A 17,958-nucleotide genomic window follows, 5' to 3' on the forward strand; every position below is an offset into this window, starting at 1 on the left:
CGTCGACACCGCTACCGGTTTTCGCTGACTCTCTCGGGGAGGGAGGGGCGACGGTGCGCGTCAGTCCCGCTGCGAGGCCTGGGCCTGAGCGGCGACACCGTCGAGGACGGCGGCGAGAGTGCCGAGACCGGCGACCGGTCCCTGCGTCGACCGGTACCAATCCAGCGGCGCTGTCACCGTGCCGCCCCAGGTGCCCAACCAACCCCGGAGATCGCCGAAGGCATGGGCGTACGGGACCGCCCGCTCGAACAGTACCGGGCGCTGCTCCGGCGGCAGTGCGCTCACGTTCGTCGAGATCAGGTACTGCCGCATCCCGCCGATACCGGCGGCCAGGCGGCTGCCCGCCACCGTTCGGGCGGGCCACAGCAGCGCCGCCACGATCAGGCCCAGGCCCAGGATCAGCACCGCCAGGGCGTACAGCAGACCGGTCCCGACGAAGGCGCACACCAGCGCTGCCACCGCGCCGATCTCCGCCACCGCGAAGGCGATCGCGGTGCGCCCGCCGAGGCCGGGACCGGCGTCGGAGCGCAGCCAGCCGCGTTCGACCACACTGGCGCGCGCCTGATCGGCGACCGCCACCAGATCGACCGGGCGCGCGCCGCCGGACAGCTCCGACACCGTGGTCGTCTCGGCACCGTCGGGCAACAGCGCTTCCACCACGGCACGTTCGGACGCGGTCACCGCGCCGTCGAGCGGAACGCGCCGCGAAATCTGGAAATCGCCACCGGGCAGGGCCGCCAACCACAGGTAGCCCCGGACCGCGAGGTCGAGCACCGTCGCACCCACATCGGTGGGCCGCAGCCGCCCGCCGAGCAGTGTGCCGACCTGACCGGGCAGCACGCCGTCGGGGGAGGCGAAGGCGACCCCTGTGCCTCCCGGCACCAGCAAGTCCGCGGTGGGGCCGGCCGAATCCGCGGCGACGCGGTCGGACCGGCGGCGCAGGAAGGCGTAGCCGGCGAGCGCGAGCGCGAGCACCGTGGCCACCGAGATCGCGATCAGCCCACCGGTATCCCGCTCGGGCTCCGCTGCGGTGGTCGCGGTGAACGTTGCGTCCGCTTTCACCGTGCCGGCGGGCAGCAGCGTGGTGAACACGGCCACCTTGCCGCGCGGCAGCCCGTTCTGCTGAGCGGAGACGACCCCCGACGCGTTCGTCTCAGTCAGAGTGCACAGCCGACGCTCACCCACCTGGCCGATGCCGCACAAGGGTGAATCGGGAGCGTCGCTGGGGGAAGCGAAGCGCATCGTCAGCTTGTCCAGGTCGACGGTGTACCCCGCCGCGATCGGCCAGGTGAATTGCTGGAGCTCGGGCCCGTCGGCAACGGTGCCGCGCACGGTGAATTCGACCGTCGTTCGGCCTCCTGGCGCCGTGACCTGCAGCGCACCGTCGGCCACGGTGGCGGTACCGTTGTCCGCTCGCGTCTGCGACACCGTGAAATGCTGGGTCCGGTTGCCCTCCACCGGGACGTCGAGCGGTAGGCGCTGCGAGATCGGTTTGCCCTGGGGGGGTGGTGATCACGGTCTTCACCGTGAGCGTGCCGTCGTCCTTGAGCTCGAGGGCCGTGTCGACCTCGACCCCGGTCGGTTCCGCCGCTGCGGGCCCCGCTCCGGCGGTCGCGAACAGCACGCCGATCACCGCGATCGCCGCGAGCCACCCCCCACTGCGCCGCCGACCACTTCGACCCAGGTCTCGCCTGCCCTCCCACATGTCTGGGTACAGTAACCGACGTCCGGGGTGACCGAGGGGGAGAGTAGTGGGATATCCGCAGGATCCGAGTGGCCGTGGCGGCCCGGCCGCGCGGCGCCCCTACGTTCCCGTGCCACCACCCGTGGCGCCCCGCCCCGCTCCGGTCCGCGGTGCCACCGGTCAGTACCGCGTGGCCGCCCGCCCGCGTCCCGCGACGGTTCCCCGACCACCGGTCCCGTCGGCGCCGCCTCGGCCCGTCATGCATCCGCAGTACCGACAGGTCCCCGCGCCACGGCGCCCCGTGCCTGCCGCCCCGCCCCGGGCTGTTCCCTACAACCAGTGGTCGATGCCGGCAGCCTCGCCCTACCGGCCGCCGGCCGGCCCCCGGCAGCCCACCTTGCCGGCCGGCTACCCGCCGCAGCCCGGTTGGCAGCATGCGGGATGGGCGCCGCGCCCGGCCGCCGCGAAGAACGACAACACCTGGCTGATCGTCCTGCTGATCACGATCGTCGTCCTGATCGCCATCCTGCTCGGTACCGCGGTGCTCTATCTCGGCGCCCGCTCCGGCACCGAGGCCGGGCCCACCACATCGGCGGCCCCGACCAGCACCGTCGACCGCACCACGAGCGCCACCCGCACCACGGCGACCACCTCGACCACGTCGCCCGCAGGCACCGTCGCGGGTACGACGCCCACGGGTACCGCCGCGTTGCAGGGCAATCCGCTGTACGCAAGCGCCTCGACCGGCTTGATCACGCAGGCCTGCAACGCCGACGGCTGGCCCTCGACCAGCAGTGCCGGCAAGCGATTCTTCGACAGCATCGCCCCGTGCCTCGATCGGGCGTGGACCGCTGCGATGCGCTCGGCGAACCTGTCCTACCGGTCACCCACCGTGTTGGTGCCCACGGGCGATCTGATCAGTTCGCCCTGTGGCTCTGTCAACCTGGCGACCGAGAACGTGGCCGCGTTCTACTGCCCCACCAACGAGACGCTGTACATGCCCCCGAAGGGCTTGGACGTGGACCGGTACGGCAACAAGCCGGTGATCTACCTCGCGGTGTTCGCTCACGAGTACGGCCACCACGTCCAACGCGTCAGCGGAATCATCACCGCGCAGACTCGGATCGAACGGCAGTACGGACGCATGTCCGACCGCGGTTTGGAATCGTCGCGCCGCCTGGAACTGCAGGCGCAGTGCTTCAGTGGGCTGCTGGTGAAATCGGTCAGCGACACCGGCGGCCAGTTCACCCGAGCCGATTACCCCACCGCCTACGAGGATCAGCAGCGCGGCGATCGCCCCGGCGACCCCGACCGCACGCACGGCACCTCCGCGCATTCGCAGGCCTGGTGGGATACCGGGTACCAGACGAATCGGCTGGCCCGCTGCAACACGTGGTCGGCATCGCCGACCGACGTGGCCTGAGCAAAAGCCCGGCGTCGGCCGCCGGCGTGCACTGACTAGAATCGTGGAGTGACTACTCCGCCGCTGAAGCCCGTCGACCGCCTCCCCTCCTCGTGGGATCCGGGCGCCGTAGAGGGCGAGATCTACAACGGCTGGGTGGACGCGGGCTATTTCACTGCCGATAGCTCCTCGCCGAAGCCGGCGTTCTCCGTGGTGCTGCCGCCGCCGAACGTGACCGGCAGTCTGCACCTCGGACACGCCCTCGATCAGACCATCACGGACGCGCTGTGCCGCCGCAAGCGGATGCAGGGCTACGAGGTGCTCTGGCTGCCCGGCACCGACCACGCCGGCATCGCCACGCAGTCGCTGGTCGAGAAGCAACTCACCGCGGAGGGCACCTCCCGCCGCGAGATCGGCCGTGAGCAGTTCCTCGCGCGCGCCTGGGCCTTCAAAGAGGCCAGCCACGGCAACATCACGGGCCAGATGCGCCGGATCGGCGTGGGCATCGACTGGTCACGTGAGCGGTTCACCATGGACGAGGGCCTCTCGCGTGCCGTGCAGACCATCTTCAAGCAGCTCTTCGATGCCGGCCTGATCTACCGCGCCGAACGCCTGGTGAATTGGTCGCCCGTCCTGCAGACCGGTATCTCCGACCTCGAGGTCGACCACAAGGAGGTCGACGGTGAGCTGGTCTCGTTCCGCTACGGCTCCCTCAACGACGATGAGCCACACATCGTGTGCGCCACCACCCGTCTGGAGACGATGCTGGGCGATACCGCCATCGCCGTCCACCCGGATGATGAGCGCTACCGGGATCTGATCGGCACCAGCCTGGCGCACCCGTTCGTGGACCGCCGTATCCCGGTGATCGCCGACGACTACGTGGACCCCGAATTCGGTTCCGGTGCAGTGAAGATCACCCCTGCGCACGATCCGAACGACTTCGCCATCGGGCAGCGACACGACCTGCCGATGCTCACGATCATGGACGAGACCGCCCACATCGCGGGTACCGGAACGCAATTCGACGGCCTCGATCGCTTCGCCGCCCGGAAGGCTATCCGCGAGGCGCTCGCCGCGCAGGGCCGCATCGTCAAGGAGGTGCGTCCGTACCGGCACAGTGTCGGTCACAGCGAGCGCTCCGGCGAGCCCATCGAGCCCCGCCTGTCCATGCAGTGGTGGGTCAAGGTGGATCACCTGGCGAAGGCCGCCGGCGACGCGGTCCGGGACGGCGAGACCACGATCGTCCCCGAGCATCTCGCGCCCCGGTTCTTCGCCTGGGTCGACGACATGCACGACTGGAACATCTCCCGGCAGCTGTGGTGGGGTCACCGGATCCCCGTCTGGTACGGCCCTGCCGACGCCGACGGCAACCGCGAGGTGGTCTGCTGCGGACCGGACGACACCCCGCCCGCGGGCTATGAGCAAGATCCGGACGTTCTCGACACCTGGTTCAGCTCAGGCCTTTTCCCGTTCTCCACCATGGGATGGCCGGAACAGACCGCCGACCTGGCGAAGTTCTATCCCACGTCCACCCTGGTCACTGGCTACGACATCATCTTCTTCTGGGTGGCCCGGATGATGATGTTCGGCACCTTCATCGGCGAGCAGCCCTCGGCCCCCGGCGCAGTGCCCTTCCACGAGGTCCTCCTGCACGGCCTGGTGCGCGACGAGTTCGGCAAGAAGATGTCCAAGTCGAAGGGCAACGGCATCGATCCCCTGGACTGGGTCGACGAGTACGGCGCCGACGCGCTGCGTTTCACCCTGGCCCGAGGCACCATTCCCGGTGCCGACCTCAATGTGGGCGCCGACGCCGCTGCTTCGTCGAAGAAGTTCGCCACCAAGCTGTTCAACGCCACCAAGTTGGCGCTGATGAACGATGCACGCGTGGGTGAACTGCCCGATCGCTCCTCGCTCACCGACGCCGACCGCTGGATCCTGGACCGGCTCGCCGCGACCCAGGCCGATGCCGATGCCGCCCTCGACGCCAACGAGCTCGGCAAGGCCTGCGAGGCGCTGTATCACTTCGCGTGGGATGAACTGTGCGATTGGTACCTCGAGATCGCGAAGCTGCAACTGCAGGATGCAGGCCTCGCCGAGAGCACCCGTCTGGTGCTCGGCAAAGCCCTCGACGTGGTGCTCCGCTTGCTGCATCCCACGATGCCCTTCGTCACCGAGGTGCTGTGGAAGGCGCTGACGGGTGAGCAGTCGCTGGTGATCGCGTCCTGGCCGAGCCGGGATTGGGCGCCGGCCGAGACCCCCACCGATGGAATCGAATCCGCGCGACGCTTCGCCGACCTGCAGCGACTGGTCACCGAGATCCGACGGTTCCGTAGCGATCAGTTGCTCAAGCCCGGGCAGCGGGTGGCCGCGCGGCTCACCGGCCTCGACGAGGCCGGGCTCAGCTCGCTCGAGGCCGCCGCCACGAGCCTGTGCCGGCTCACCCCGCCCGAGGACGGCTTCGGTGCCACTGCCTCGCTCGAGGTGCGCCTCGTGGGCGGCACTGTGACCGTCGAGCTGGACACGTCGGGCACCGTCGATCTCGGTGCCGAGCGTGCCCGTCTGGAGAAGGATCTCAAGGCGGCGCAGAAGGAATTCGACGGTACATCGGCCAAACTGGGCAATGAGGCCTTCCTCGCCAAGGCCCCGGATGCCGTGGTCGAGAAGATCCGCGCGCGGCAGACCGTCGCACAGGAAGAGGTCGAGCGGCTCACCGGCCGCATCGCACAGCTCGGAGGGACCACGGCGTGACGGTGCCCGCCTTCGCCGCCGATCCCGACGATCTCGCCGATCTCGCTCAGGTCGAGGCCGAGCTCGATCAGCGCTGGCCGGAGACCAAGATCGAACCCTCGCTGGCTCGCATCTCGGCGCTCATGCAACTGCTCGGCTCCCCACAGGACGCATATCCTTCGATCCAGATCGCGGGCACCAACGGCAAGTCCTCGACGGCGCGGATGATCGATTCGCTGCTGCTGGCCTTTTCACGCCGCACCGGCCGGATCACCAGCCCGCACCTGCAACTCGCCACCGAGCGCATCGCGATCGACGGTGTCCCGCTCACCGCCAAGCAGTACGTCGAGACCTACCGAGAACTCGAGCCCTACATCGAACTCGTCGACCAGCAGTCCGAGGCCGCCGACGGCCCCCGGATGAGCAAGTTCGAAGTGCTCACCGCGATGGCCTTCGCAGCGTTCGCGGAGGCCCCCGTCGATGTGGCGGTCGTCGAGGTCGGTCTGGGGGGTACCTGGGACGCCACGAACGTCGTGACCGCCGAGGTCGCCGTCATCACCCCGATCGGGCTCGACCATGTGGAGATCTTGGGCCCCGATCTCACGTCGATCGCAGGTGAGAAGGCGGGCATCGTCAAGCGCGCACCGGAGCGGTTGATTCCCAAGGACACCGTGATGATCGTCGGCAAGCAGGAACCTGCCGCCATGGACGTGCTGTTGCACAAGGCGGTCGAGACCGATGCCGCAGTGGCCCGCGAAGGCTCCGAGTTCGCCGTGATCGAACGCCGGATGGCGGTGGGTGGGCAGCAACTGAGCCTGCAGGGGCTCGGCGGCGTCTACGAGGACATCTTCCTGCCGCTGCACGGCGAGCACCAGGCCAACAACGCGGCCACGGCGCTCGCCGCCGTCGAGGCCTTCTTCGGCGCCGGTGCCGATCAGCAGCTCGATGTGGACACCGTGCGCGAGGGCTTCGCCACGGTGATCTCGCCCGGACGCCTCGAGCGCGTCCGGACCGCGCCGACGGTGTTCATCGACGCGGCCCACAACCCGCACGGCGCGCAGGCACTGGCGCGAACCGTGCAGAGCGAGTTCGACTTCCGCACCCTGATCGGCGTGGTGTCGGTGTTCGCCGACAAGGACGCGGTGGGGATCCTCACCGAAATCGAACCCGTCCTCGACACAGTGGTGGTCACGCACAACGGGTCCCCGCGCGCACTCGAGGTCGAGCGGCTCGCCGCGATCGCCGAGGAGATCTTCGGTGAGGATCGCGTGGTCACCGCCCCCACCATGGTCGATGCGGTGGAGACCGCAGTGGCCCTGGCCGACCAGGAATCCGACGATGAGGACCCCGCTTCCGGCGTGGGCGTACTCATCACCGGATCCGTGGTCACCGCGGGCGCCGCACGCTCGCTGTTCGGAAAGGAACCCCAGTGACCCAGCCGCAGCGGTTCACCCCGCCCCCCAAGGATCCGTGGAAGAGTTTCCGCGGCATCCTCTCCGGCACGCTGATCCTCGAGATGATCGTGATCCTGCTGGCGCTGCCGGTGGTGTTCAAACTCTCGCCGGGGATGACCGGCCTCAAGGTGGCGTACGTGCTGCTGCTCGCCGCCGCCTGCTTCGCTGGGTGCATGGTGGTGAAGAAGCCGTGGGCGATTCCCGCGTTCTGCGCGCTGCAGGTGGCCGTGATCGCCGGATGGATCGTGCATCCGGGCATCGGCGGGGTCGGCATCGTCTTCGCCATCGTGTGGGGCTACATCGTGTTCATCGAACGCGACGTGAAGAAGCGGATCGTCGAGGGCCGGCTGCCCGGCCAGGAGCCCATCACCGACTGAGGTCACGAACCCGGGCTCAGGTGAGAACGCGTCGGGATTTCGCCCTCGTGCCTGTCGTTCAACCCGAAATCCTGAGCGGCCTGACGCGGCGAGAAGGTCCACCGCTACGCTGTGTGCCGTGACTGAGCGGACTCTGATTCTGATCAAGCCCGACGGCGTGCGACGCGGCCTGACCGGCGACATCCTGGCGCGTATCGAGCGGAAGGGCCTGACCATCGTGGCCCTCGAGCTCAAGAACGTCTCCACCGAGGTGGCCGAGGGCCACTACGCCGAGCACAAGGACAAGCCCTTCTTCGGCTCCCTGCTCGACTTCATCACCTCGGGACCGGTTGTCGCGGCCGTCCTGGAGGGCCCGCGTGCGATCGCCGCGTTCCGGCAGATCGCGGGCGGCACGGACCCGGTCGAGAAGGCGACGCCGGGCACCATCCGCGGCGACTTCGGCTTGGAGACCCAGGAGAACCTCGTGCACGGTTCCGACTCGCCCGAGTCGGCCGCCCGCGAGATCGCCCTGTGGTTCCCCGGTCTCTGACCTGTGGGTAGCCGCCGACGGCGACTGACTCGCCGTCCCATCACACACATCCATCACGGGCCCGTGTCGCGCTCTCCGCGCGGCGCGGGCCCGATCCTTTCCCGCTTCGTATTCTCCGTGTGGGATAATGAGTGCGGACGCACGTCGATGCGCGCAAACCCGCGCAGCGTCGACCGGCCCGGCTTGCTCGCTGATTCGTCGAGCGGGCGTGCGCCACGCACGAAGACACGTGCAGACCTTGACAAACGTGGGGCGGTAGGAGACTTCGCCCGCACCACACGAACACGCCCCCGCGTGGCCGCGACATCAGTGACGCGCCCGGGGGTCGGTAGGAGATTTGAGTGGCCGACACACCGTCGCCGGAAGAACAGAACAACGAAGCTCGGGAGGAGTTCCCGCAGAAGTTGCGCGTGCACGCGCTCGCTCGTCTGTTGGGACTGACCAGCAAGGAGGTGCTCGCGCACCTCGGTGACCTCGGTTTCGTCGCGCGCAGCGCGCACTCGAGCATCGATCGCAGCGCCGCCGAGCGGGTGCGCGACCGGATCGCCGAACTCGCGGCCGCCCCCGATGGCGCCGCCACCCCCGAGGCGCCCGCGGAGACCGAGGCCTCGCACGGGTCACCAGCCGAGACTCCGGCCCCCGCCGACGAGACTCCGTCGTTGTTCTCCGCGCTCGCCGCCCCGGCCCCAGCCGCCGAGTCCGCGACCACGCAGGCAGTCGACACCACGGTTCCGCTGTTCCTGCAGCCCGAGGCCGACGCCGCGCCGCGTCGCCGCACCCGCAGCCGGGCCAAGGCCGAGCCGAAGAACGATGAGGTCACCGAGGCGTCCGATCAGGCCGCTTCCGAGGCGCAGCCGGCCGCGACGGGCGAACAGGACGCCGCGGATGCCGACGCCGCTAACGGGGCCGACGCAACCGAGGCGCAGAGCGATGCCCCGTCGGGCGAGAGCACCGACGATGACAACGGCGGCAACCGCCGACGTCGCCGCGGCCGCCGCGGACGCGGCCGGGGTCGGGGCGAGAACGCCGATGAGCAGGACTCCGCGAACGACGAGGATGCCGCCGACGCCACGCCCGAGAAGGCGGATCAGCCCCCCGCGCCGGAGAAGGCCGACGGTGAGGACTCGACCGCCGAGAACAAGGACGACGAGTCCGAGGGTGACGACGTCGAGGATGTCACCGACGGCAGCTCGCGTCGCCGTCGCCGTCGCCGTCGCCGCCGCGGTGGGGGAGACGACGCCGACAGCGCCGCCAGCGACGATCCGCCGAACACCGTGGTGCACGAGCGCGAACCCCGGCAGAAGTCACGGCGCGACGAGGTGCGCGGCATCAGCGGTTCCACGCGCCTGGAGGCCAAGCGACAGCGCCGCCGCGACGGCCGCGATACCGTGCGCCGCCGCCCGCCGATCCTCACCGAATCCGAGTTCCTGGCTCGCCGCGAGGCCGTCGACCGCGTGATGGTGGTGCGCGAACGCACCAAGGTCGGGCCGTCGGAAGGCCAGGACGGCCACACCGTGCCGCACCCGCAGGACTACACGCAGGTCGCCGTGCTCGAAGACGGTGTGCTCGTCGAGCACTTTGTCACCTCGTCCAGTTCGGCGTCGATGGTGGGCAACATCTACCTCGGCCGCGTGCAGAACGTGCTGCCCTCGATGGAGGCGGCCTTCGTCGACATCGGCCGTGGCCGCAACGGCGTCCTGTACGCCGGCGAGGTGAACTGGGACGCTGCCGGACTCGATGGCAACGCCCGCAAGATCGAGCAGGCGCTCAAGCCCGGCGACCAGGTTCTCGTTCAGGTCTCCAAGGATCCGGTGGGCCACAAGGGCGCCCGCCTGACCACGCAGATCTCGCTGGCCGGGCGCTTCCTGGTGTACGTGCCCGGTGGCGGCTCCGCGGGTATCTCCCGCAAGCTCCCCGACACCGAGCGCAAGCGCCTGAAGGAGATCCTCAAGGAGATCGTCCCGGCCGATGCGGGCGTGATCATTCGCACCGCGTCGGAGGGCGTGAGCGCCGAGGAGCTGGCGGGTGATGTCTCGCGGTTGCAGGCGCAGTGGGCCGAGATCGAGGAGGCCTCCAAGGCGAAGGGGGTGCGCGCGCTCTACGAGGAGCCCGACCTCCTGGTCAAGGTGGTGCGCGACCTGTTCAACGAGGACTTCAGCAAGCTCGTCATCGAGGGCGGCACCGCCTGGGGCACCGTGGAGAAGTACGTCTCCACGGTCGCTCCCGACCTGATGCCCCGCGTCGAGCGGTTCGAGAAGCGGCACGCCGACGCCCCCGATGTCTTCGCGGCCTACCGGATCGACGAGCAACTGGCCAAGGCCCTCGACCGCAAGGTGTGGCTGCCCTCGGGCGGCACCCTGGTGATCGACCGCACCGAGGCCATGACCGTGGTCGACGTGAACACCGGCAAGTTCACCGGCTCCGGCGGCAACCTGGAGGAGACGGTCACCCGTAACAACCTCGAGGCGGCCGAGGAGATCGTGCGGCAGATGCGCCTGCGCGACATCGGCGGCATGATCGTCGTCGACTTCATCGATATGGTCCTGGAGTCGAACCGCGACCTGGTGTTGCGGCGCCTGACCGAGGCCCTGGGCCGCGATCGCACTCGCCATCAGGTCTCCGAGGTCACCTCGCTGGGCTTGGTGCAGATGACCCGCAAGCGGATCGGCACCGGCCTCGTCGAGGCCTTCTCCACGCCGTGCCAGGCCTGCTCGGGCCGCGGCATCATCATCCACGCGGATCCGGTCGAGACCGCGGGTGGCGACGACTCCGGTCGTTCGGGCGAGAAGTCCGAGGGCAGCCGCAAGAAGCGCAAGCGTTCGAAGTCCGACGGTGCGCAGCAGCCCGTCGTCGCGCCGAAGGACGACAAGGCGGCCCATAAGAGCGAGCACCCGATGTTCAAGGCGATGGCGCAGCATCACGACGACGAGGACTCCACTCCCGTCGACGGTGCGCAGGACGGCGAGGCGGTGGCCGAGGCGCCCGCCGACGCGGGGAAGCCGGCGGAGCAGAGCACCGAGCCCACGCAGGAACCCAAGCGCGAGCGTCGTCGTCGGCGTGAGCCGAAGCAGGACGCGCCGAGCCAGGCGGCGACGATCGAGTCGGCGCCGACCGAGACCGCGCCGGCCCCGCAGGCCGCCGCCGAGTCGACCCCGGCCGCACCGGTGGCCGCTGAGCCGGCGGCTGCGGAACCGGCCTCCGCCGTGGCGCCGTCGGCACCGCGTCGCCGCCGGGTCGCCCGCAAAGCGCCCACCACCACGTCGGCGGCGGCACAGACGATCGTCGTCGACCTGGCTCAGGAGGCCCCGGGTGCACCGGCGGTCACCGCTCCGGCGGCAGACGGTGCGGGGGAGACCGCCGCCGAACCCGCCCGTAAGCGAGCGCGCCGCCGCGCGGCCGCCCGCCCGGCGGGCCCTGCGGCCGGTGGAAGTGACACTGCTGACAAGACGGACCAGCCGGTTTGACCCTGGTTGTGGCCTTCCCGTAACCTGGGAAGGTCGCTTTTCCGGCGCCGCCGCTTCATCGTGCGCGGCGCTCGGATCACCCGCGTGATTTACGAGCCGCGCACCCGCGCGCTGAACTACGAGATGTGAAGAAGAAGAGGTAAGCCCCCGATGGCCACGTATGCGATCGTCAAGACCGGCGGCAAGCAGTACAAGGTCGCTGTCGGCGACCTGGTGAAGGTCGAGAAGATCGACGGCGAGCTCGGCAGCAGCGTCAAGCTGCCCGTCGCTCTGGTCGTCGATGGCGCGAACCTCACCACGGACGCCGCCGCACTGGAGAAGATCTCCGTCACCGGCGAGGTCGTGGACCACGTCAAGGGCCCGAAGATCCGCATCCACAAGTTCAAGAACAAGACCGGCTACCACAAGCGCCAGGGCCACAGGCAGAAGCTGACGGTCCTCAAGGTGACCGCGATCGCCTGACCGGCGCATTCCAAGACTGATCAAGACTCGAGTACAGGAGTAGCCACATGGCACACAAGAAGGGCGCGTCCAGCTCGCGCAACGGTCGTGATTCCAACGCCCAGCGACTGGGTGTGAAGCGGTTCGGTGGCCAGAAGGTCAGCGCCGGTGAGATCCTGGTCCGCCAGCGCGGCACCCACTTCCACCCCGGTGTGGGCGTCGGTCGCGGTGGCGACGACACCCTGTTCGCCCTCGCGGCGGGAGCCGTCGAGTTCGGCACCAAGCGTGGCCGCAAGACGGTCAACATCGTGCCGGTCGCTGTGGAGGCCTGATCCGCAGCAGCACACAAGCTTCAACGAAGAGCGGGTAGGGACTCCACGGAAGAGTCCCTGCCCGTTTTTCGTTGAACACCACTGAGTCCCGCGAACACGGGAACGGCCCGACCCCCGGGCCGGATATCGAAGGAGAGCGCATGTCCAGGTTCGTCGACCGGGTGACGGTGCACGTCACGGCCGGCAACGGTGGCCACGGCTGCGCGTCGATCCACCGCGAGAAGTTCAAGCCGCTCGGCGGCCCCGACGGCGGTAACGGCGGGCGCGGCGGTTCGGTGATCCTCGAGGTGGATCCGCAGGTGCACACCCTGCTCGACTTCCACTTCCGCCCGCATCTCAAGGCCACCAACGGCAAGCCCGGTGAGGGCGGCAACCGTGAGGGCAAATCCGGCCAGGACTTGATCCTCAAAGTGCCGGACGGCACCGTCGTGCTCGATACCGACGGCAAGATGCTGGCCGACCTCGTCGGTGCCGGCACCCGCTTCGACGCGGCCCAGGGCGGTCGCGGTGGCCGCGGTAACGCCGCACTCGTCTCCAAAGCCCGCAAGGCCCCCGGCTTCGCATTGCTCGGCGAGGACGGCCAGGCGCGCGACCTGGTGCTGGAACTGAAGTCCGTCGCCGACGTGGGTCTGGTCGGCTTCCCCTCCGCCGGCAAGTCCTCGCTGGTCTCCGTACTCTCGGCGGCTAAGCCGAAGATCGCCGACTACCCGTTCACCACGCTGGCGCCGAACCTCGGCGTCGTCTCGGCGGGGGAGACCACCTTCACCGTCGCCGACGTGCCCGGGCTGATCCCCGGCGCCTCCTCCGGCCGTGGTCTGGGCCTGGACTTCCTGCGCCACCTGGAGCGCTGCGCCGTGCTCGCGCACGTGGTGGACTGTGCGACCCTCGAACCCGGCCGTGACCCGGTGAGCGATGTCGACGCGTTGGAGGCCGAGCTGGCCGCGTACCAGCCCGCGCTGGCCGCGGACACCGGCCTGGGTGAGCTCTCCGAGCGCCCACGCATCGTGGTGCTCAACAAGGCCGACGTCCCCGATGCCGAAGAACTCGCCGAGATGGTGCGCCCCGAATTCGAAGCGCGCGGCTGGCCCGTCTTCGTGATCTCCGCGGTCGCCCACACCGGCCTGCGCGAGCTGACCTTCGCCCTCGCCGACCTGGTGCAGAAGTATCGCGAGGAGCGGGGAACCCCCGTCGCCCGCCGGCCCGTCATCCGGCCCATCGCGATCGACGAGTCCGGGTTCGAGGTCATCTCCGATCCGGACCAGCCGGGTGGATTCATCGTGCGCGGCCCGCGGCCCGAGCGCTGGATCAAGCAGACTCCCTTCGACAACGACGAGGCCGTGGGCTACCTCGCCGACCGCCTCAACCGGCTCGGCGTGGAATCCGAGCTGGTCAAGCTCGGTGCCGTGCCCGGCTGCCCGGTGACCATCGGCGATGTGTGCTTCGAGTGGGAGCCTTCGCTCGGCACCATCGACGATGTGCCGGTCACCGGCCGCGGTACCGACATCCGGCTGGAGCAGAACGAACGCGTGGGCGCGGCCGAGCGCCGCCGCCAGCACGACGTGCGCCGCGGGCTAGCGAGCGACGACGGGGACGACGCATGACGGCGGCACCCGCCGCCGATCTCGCCGTGGGGGACGTGCGTGCCGCGGTCGCGGGTGCCCGCAAACTGGTCGTGAAGATCGGCAGCTCAGCACTCACCGATCTGGAGCACGGGCTCGCGTCCGACCGTCTCGACGCGCTGACCGACGCGATCGCGGCGCGGCTCGACCGCGGGACCGAGGTGATCGTGGTGTCCTCGGGCGCGATCGGCGCCGGTATGGCACCGCTCGGTCTCAAGCGGCGCCCGACCGACCTCGCGACCAAGCAGGCGGTGGCCTCCGTCGGACAGTTGCAGCTCGCGAACGCCTGGGGTGCTTCCTTCCGGCGCTACGACCGGATCGTGTCGCTGGTGCTGCTCACCGCGCACGATGTGGGCCTGCGCGTGCACGCTGCGAATGCGCAACGCACCCTGGACCGACTGCGCACCCTGGGTGCGATCCCGATCATCAACGAGAACGACGTGGTGGCTTCGAACGAAGTCCGGTTCGGCGATAACGATCGACTCGCCGCATTGGTCGCGCATCTGACGGGGGCCGACGCGCTGGTGTTGCTCTCCGATGTGGACGGCCTGTACGACGGTGACCCGCGCAAGGGCGATGCCTCGCTGATCGGTGCCGTCGACGGCCCTGAGGACCTCGACGGGGTGGTCGCCGGGTCGGGGGGCGCACTCGGTACCGGTGGTATGGCCTCGAAGCTGTCCGCCGCCCGGCTCGCGGCCGATGCGGGCGTCCCGGTTCTGCTCACCGCCGCGGCGCTCGCCGACCGGGCCCTCGACGGCGCCGATGTGGGCACGGTCTTCCGGCCCCGCGCGACCCGCCTGTCCGCGCGCCGGTTCTGGGTGCGGCACGCGGCCGACGTGAATGGAGACCTGGTTTTGGACGACGGGGCGGTGGCCGCCGTGGTCGATCGCCGCCGCTCGCTGCTGCCCGCGGGTGTGACCGCGGTGACCGGGGGATTCTCCGGCGGCGATGTGGTGAACCTCTGCGATACCGAGGGCATTGTCCGCGCCCGTGGCGTGGTGGCGTACGACGCTTCCGAGCTGGAGGCGATGCTGGGGCAGGGCACCGGCGATCTGCCGCCGGACATGCGCCGGCCAGTGGTGCACGCAGACGATCTGGTCCCTGTGCGCTGACCTGCCGGTATATACAGTCCTGTAGAAACTGTCCGGCGCGTGGTACATTCTGGCTAGAACTGTGTCACCCGTTCAGCCAGGAGGTCGACGTGGCGCTGCACATCACGCACATGGGACGCACCCGCGGCCGCCCGTTCCCCGGGCAGGCGGAATACGAGCAGACGCTGCAGGACCTCTCCGAGGCCTCGGTGCAGCGCAACTTCGATCCCTACGTCGATATCGACTGGGACTCGCCCGAACTCGCGGTGACCCCGGACGACCCGCGGTGGATCCTCGATTCCCGTTTCGATCCGATCGGTCGTACCGAGTGGTACCAGGCGCAGCCGCGGAGCAAACAGATCGAGATGGGCATGTGGCGCCAGGCCAATGTGGCCAAGGTGGGTCTGCAGTTCGAATCCGTGCTGATCCGGGGCATCATGCAGTACACCGCTGTGCAGCCGAACAACTCGCCGGAGTTCCGCTACGCTACGCACGAGGCGAAGGAGGAGTGTCAGCACACGCTGATGTTCCAGGAGTTCGTCAACCGCATCGGCATGGACGTGCCGGGTGGACCACTGTGGTTCCGACGCCTGTCGCCGCTGATCCCGTTGGCGGCCACGACGTTCCCGATGATCTTCTACATGGGTGTGCTCGGCGGCGAGGAGCCGATCGATCATGTGCAGAAGCAGTTCCTGCGCTCGGGTATCGAGCAGCATCCGACGATGACGGCGGTCATGCAGCTTCACGTCGCCGAGGAGGCGCGGCACATCTCGTTCGCTCATCAGCTGCTCGAACACCGCATCCCCACCCGTGGGGCGTTCCCGCGGTTCCTCCTGTCACTGGCACTTCCGCTCGTGATGCGCTCGCTGCTCACCGCGATCGCGGTGCCGCCACGCCAGTTCCGCAAGCGTTTCGACATCCCGCGCGAGGTGTGGAAGCAGATGTACTGGCGCTCACCCGAGTCGCAGGCCATGAAGCGCGAGGTCTTCGGTGATGTGCGGCTGCTCGCCGAGCACACCAAGCTGATGAACCCGGTCTCCCGGTTGCTGTGGCGGGCCCTCGGAATCGACGGACGCACCTCGCGGTTCCGCAGCGAACCCGCGTACGCCGCGGGCTGACTCACTGGCCTGCGGGTTCCGCTCCGAGCGGATCCGCTGTCGGCGGCGCTGCTCGAAGCCGCTCCGCGCCAAGCGGATCGGCAGGTGCGCCGCATCCGTAACAGTGCACGATCGGGGACATGAGTGAGAACCCGAAAGTCCCCCAGTTCACCGAGCGGGTGCGCCGCGAGCTCTACGACCAGCGGGTCGTGATCCTCGACGGTCCACTCGACGACGACAACGGCGCCCTGCTGGCCACCCAACTGCTGTCTCTCGCGGCGGACAGCGACCGCGAGATCGCCCTGTGGATCCATTCGCCTGGCGGCTCGGTCCCGGCCATGCTCGCGATCCGTGATGTGATGCGTCTGATCCCGTGCGATGTCTCCACGCTCGTCTTCGGGATCGCCTACAGCGCCGGGCAATTCCTGCTGTCCGCCGGAACGCGGGGCAAGCGCCGCGCCCTGCCGCACGCGCGCGTGTTGATGCATCAGGGATCCGCCGGGATCGGCGGCACCGCCGTCGATATCGAACTCCAGGCGGGCGACCTGCGGCACACCCGCGACACCGTGCTCGGGCTGATCGCCGAGGACACCGGCCGCCCGGAAGAGCAGATCTTCGAGGATTCGCTGCACGATCGCTGGTACACGGCGCGGGAGGCGCAGGACTACGGCTTCATCGACGAGATCGTGGAGTCCTTCGATGACATCGTGCCCGGCCGCCGCCGGCGCACCGGATTCGACCTGGCGGGAGCAGCCCGATGAGCACGTACACCATTCCCACCGTGATCGAGCGCCGCCCGAACGGCGAACGCGTCTCCGATGTGTACTCGTACCTGCTCTCCGAGCGGGTGGTCTACCTCGGAACCGCTATCGATGCGGGTGTCGCGAACGCGGTCGTCGCTCAGCTGTTGTTCCTCGAATCCGACAACCCCGACAGTGATATCCAGCTCTACATCAATTGCGAGGGCGGCGATCCCGCCGCGATGCTCGCGATCTACGACACCATGCGCTACATCCGCTCACCCATCGCCACCACCTGCGTGGGGCAGGCGGTCGCCGTCGGTGCGGTGCTGCTCGCCGCGGGCGCCCGCGGCAAGCGGGTGGCGTTGCCACACTCACGAGTGGTGCTGCATCAGCCCGCGGCGCAGGGCCGCGGCACGATCCCGGACCTCATCCTGCAGGCCGATGAGGTGGTGCGGGTGCGCGGGCAGATGGAACAGATCCTGGCCAGTCACACCGGGCAGACCGCCGAACGGCTCCGCGCCGATACCGACCACGATCGGGTCTTCACGCCGCCGGACGCGGTGGCCTACGGCCTCATCGACGAGGTGATCGAGGAGCACTGAGTCACGCCGCGAGGGCGAGCGGGCGCGCCGCGGCCCCCGGCGTCGGCCGCGGCACGTGCGGGCCGGAACCGGTCGAAACGAGGCGCAGCACCGGTCGGCGGGCCGACCGCAGCCGGAGCCCGACCTCGACGATCACCTCGCCGACCTCGGTGCGCAGCGCACCTGTGATCGCGGCCAGCATCTCACTGGACGGATCCTTCAGGCCGCGCTCCACCTCGGACAGGTACTGCGGTGAGATGCCTGCCCGGTGCGCCGTATCGGCGAGCCGTTCGCCTCGCCCGTGCCGCAATCGGCGCAGCTGCGCACCGAGTTCGTGCCGGAACAATGCCTCGCCTTCGCTGCGCCTCTCCATGGTCGAAGGCTACGACCCCCGGGCACTGGCGCAGTAGTCGT

15 protein-coding genes are annotated in these 17,958 nt (G+C 69.4%); 13 read left to right on the plus strand and 2 right to left on the minus strand.

Annotated features, from left to right (window positions below):
* Positions 1-60 precede the first annotated feature (60 nt).
* The gene (locus tag TPAU_RS07365) at positions 61-1,428 is read right to left on the minus strand and encodes a DUF2207 family protein (protein WP_160160260.1); all 1,368 of its coding nucleotides are present in this window, start codon (positions 1,426-1,428) and stop codon (positions 61-63) included.
* A gap of 323 nt (positions 1,429-1,751) precedes the next feature.
* On the opposite strand from TPAU_RS07365, the gene TPAU_RS07370 reads away from it, so the two are divergent.
* The 13 genes from TPAU_RS07370 (at position 1,752) to TPAU_RS07430 (ending at position 17,565) form a co-directional block, all read left to right on the plus strand.
* A complete protein-coding gene (locus tag TPAU_RS07370; protein ID WP_147291069.1) occupies positions 1,752-3,107 on the plus strand; it encodes a neutral zinc metallopeptidase in 1,356 nt (451 codons plus the stop codon).
* Between the two features lie 48 nt (positions 3,108-3,155).
* Positions 3,156-5,837: a valine--tRNA ligase gene (locus TPAU_RS07375; RefSeq protein ID WP_013126129.1), complete on the plus strand. Its 2,682-nt coding sequence runs from the start codon at positions 3,156-3,158 to the stop codon at positions 5,835-5,837.
* Complete coding sequence (gene folC, locus TPAU_RS07380; RefSeq protein WP_013126130.1) at positions 5,834-7,249, plus strand: bifunctional tetrahydrofolate synthase/dihydrofolate synthase; 1,416 nt, start codon at positions 5,834-5,836, stop codon at positions 7,247-7,249. Before TPAU_RS07375 ends, folC begins: the two co-directional genes overlap by 4 nt.
* The gene (locus tag TPAU_RS07385; RefSeq protein ID WP_013126131.1) at positions 7,246-7,647 is read left to right on the plus strand and encodes a DUF4233 domain-containing protein; all 402 of its coding nucleotides are present in this window, start codon (positions 7,246-7,248) and stop codon (positions 7,645-7,647) included. Before folC ends, TPAU_RS07385 begins: the two co-directional genes overlap by 4 nt.
* Positions 7,648-7,765: 118 nt before the next feature.
* Positions 7,766-8,176 (plus strand): nucleoside-diphosphate kinase, encoded by a 411-nt coding sequence (ndk, locus tag TPAU_RS07390; RefSeq protein WP_013126132.1) that lies wholly within the window; start codon positions 7,766-7,768, stop codon positions 8,174-8,176.
* Between the two features lie 341 nt (positions 8,177-8,517).
* Positions 8,518-11,640, plus strand: coding sequence for a translation initiation factor IF-2 N-terminal domain-containing protein (locus TPAU_RS07395; RefSeq protein WP_013126133.1), 3,123 nt, complete (start codon positions 8,518-8,520; stop codon positions 11,638-11,640).
* A gap of 150 nt (positions 11,641-11,790) precedes the next feature.
* A complete protein-coding gene (gene rplU, locus TPAU_RS07400) occupies positions 11,791-12,102 on the plus strand; it encodes a 50S ribosomal protein L21 (RefSeq protein WP_013126134.1) in 312 nt (103 codons plus the stop codon).
* A 47-nt stretch (positions 12,103-12,149) separates the two neighbouring features.
* A complete protein-coding gene (gene rpmA / locus TPAU_RS07405; RefSeq protein WP_013126135.1) occupies positions 12,150-12,413 on the plus strand; it encodes a 50S ribosomal protein L27 in 264 nt (87 codons plus the stop codon).
* Between the two features lie 140 nt (positions 12,414-12,553).
* Positions 12,554-14,014 (plus strand): GTPase ObgE, encoded by a 1,461-nt coding sequence (obgE, locus tag TPAU_RS07410; protein WP_013126136.1) that lies wholly within the window; start codon positions 12,554-12,556, stop codon positions 14,012-14,014.
* On the plus strand, positions 14,011-15,144 hold the full coding sequence (gene proB, locus TPAU_RS07415; protein ID WP_013126137.1) for a glutamate 5-kinase: 1,134 nt from the start codon (positions 14,011-14,013) through the stop codon (positions 15,142-15,144). The genes obgE and proB overlap by 4 nt, the downstream gene beginning before the upstream one ends.
* 110 nt (positions 15,145-15,254) lie before the next feature.
* Positions 15,255-16,241: an AurF N-oxygenase family protein gene (locus TPAU_RS07420; RefSeq protein WP_083773926.1), complete on the plus strand. Its 987-nt coding sequence runs from the start codon at positions 15,255-15,257 to the stop codon at positions 16,239-16,241.
* A 119-nt stretch (positions 16,242-16,360) separates the two neighbouring features.
* Entirely contained in the window at positions 16,361-16,981 is a 621-nt protein-coding gene (locus TPAU_RS07425; protein WP_013126139.1) for a ClpP family protease, read from the plus strand.
* Complete coding sequence (locus TPAU_RS07430; protein ID WP_013126140.1) at positions 16,978-17,565, plus strand: ClpP family protease; 588 nt, start codon at positions 16,978-16,980, stop codon at positions 17,563-17,565. The genes TPAU_RS07425 and TPAU_RS07430 overlap by 4 nt, the downstream gene beginning before the upstream one ends.
* A 1-nt stretch (position 17,566) precedes the next feature.
* On the opposite strand, the gene TPAU_RS07435 is transcribed toward TPAU_RS07430, so the two are convergent.
* Entirely contained in the window at positions 17,567-17,917 is a 351-nt protein-coding gene (locus TPAU_RS07435) for a helix-turn-helix domain-containing protein (RefSeq protein WP_013126141.1), read from the minus strand.
* Between the last annotated feature and the right edge of the window lie 41 nt (positions 17,918-17,958).

This window comes from Tsukamurella paurometabola DSM 20162 (assembly GCF_000092225.1).
Taxonomy (GTDB): domain Bacteria; phylum Actinomycetota; class Actinomycetes; order Mycobacteriales; family Mycobacteriaceae; genus Tsukamurella; species Tsukamurella paurometabola.

Coding starts and splice junctions, on each gene's coding strand:
- rpmA (WP_013126135.1), top strand. CDS start 12,150: ATGGCACACAAGAAGGGCGCGTCCAGCTCGCGCAACGGTCGTGATTCC.
- TPAU_RS07435 (WP_013126141.1), bottom strand. CDS start 17,917: ATGGAGAGGCGCAGCGAAGGCGAGGCATTGTTCCGGCACGAACTCGGT.
- TPAU_RS07425 (WP_013126139.1), top strand. CDS start 16,361: ATGAGTGAGAACCCGAAAGTCCCCCAGTTCACCGAGCGGGTGCGCCGC.
- TPAU_RS07420 (WP_083773926.1), top strand. CDS start 15,255: ATGGGACGCACCCGCGGCCGCCCGTTCCCCGGGCAGGCGGAATACGAG.
- obgE (WP_013126136.1), top strand. CDS start 12,554: ATGTCCAGGTTCGTCGACCGGGTGACGGTGCACGTCACGGCCGGCAAC.
- rplU (WP_013126134.1), top strand. CDS start 11,791: ATGGCCACGTATGCGATCGTCAAGACCGGCGGCAAGCAGTACAAGGTC.
- TPAU_RS07430 (WP_013126140.1), top strand. CDS start 16,978: ATGAGCACGTACACCATTCCCACCGTGATCGAGCGCCGCCCGAACGGC.
- proB (WP_013126137.1), top strand. CDS start 14,011: ATGACGGCGGCACCCGCCGCCGATCTCGCCGTGGGGGACGTGCGTGCC.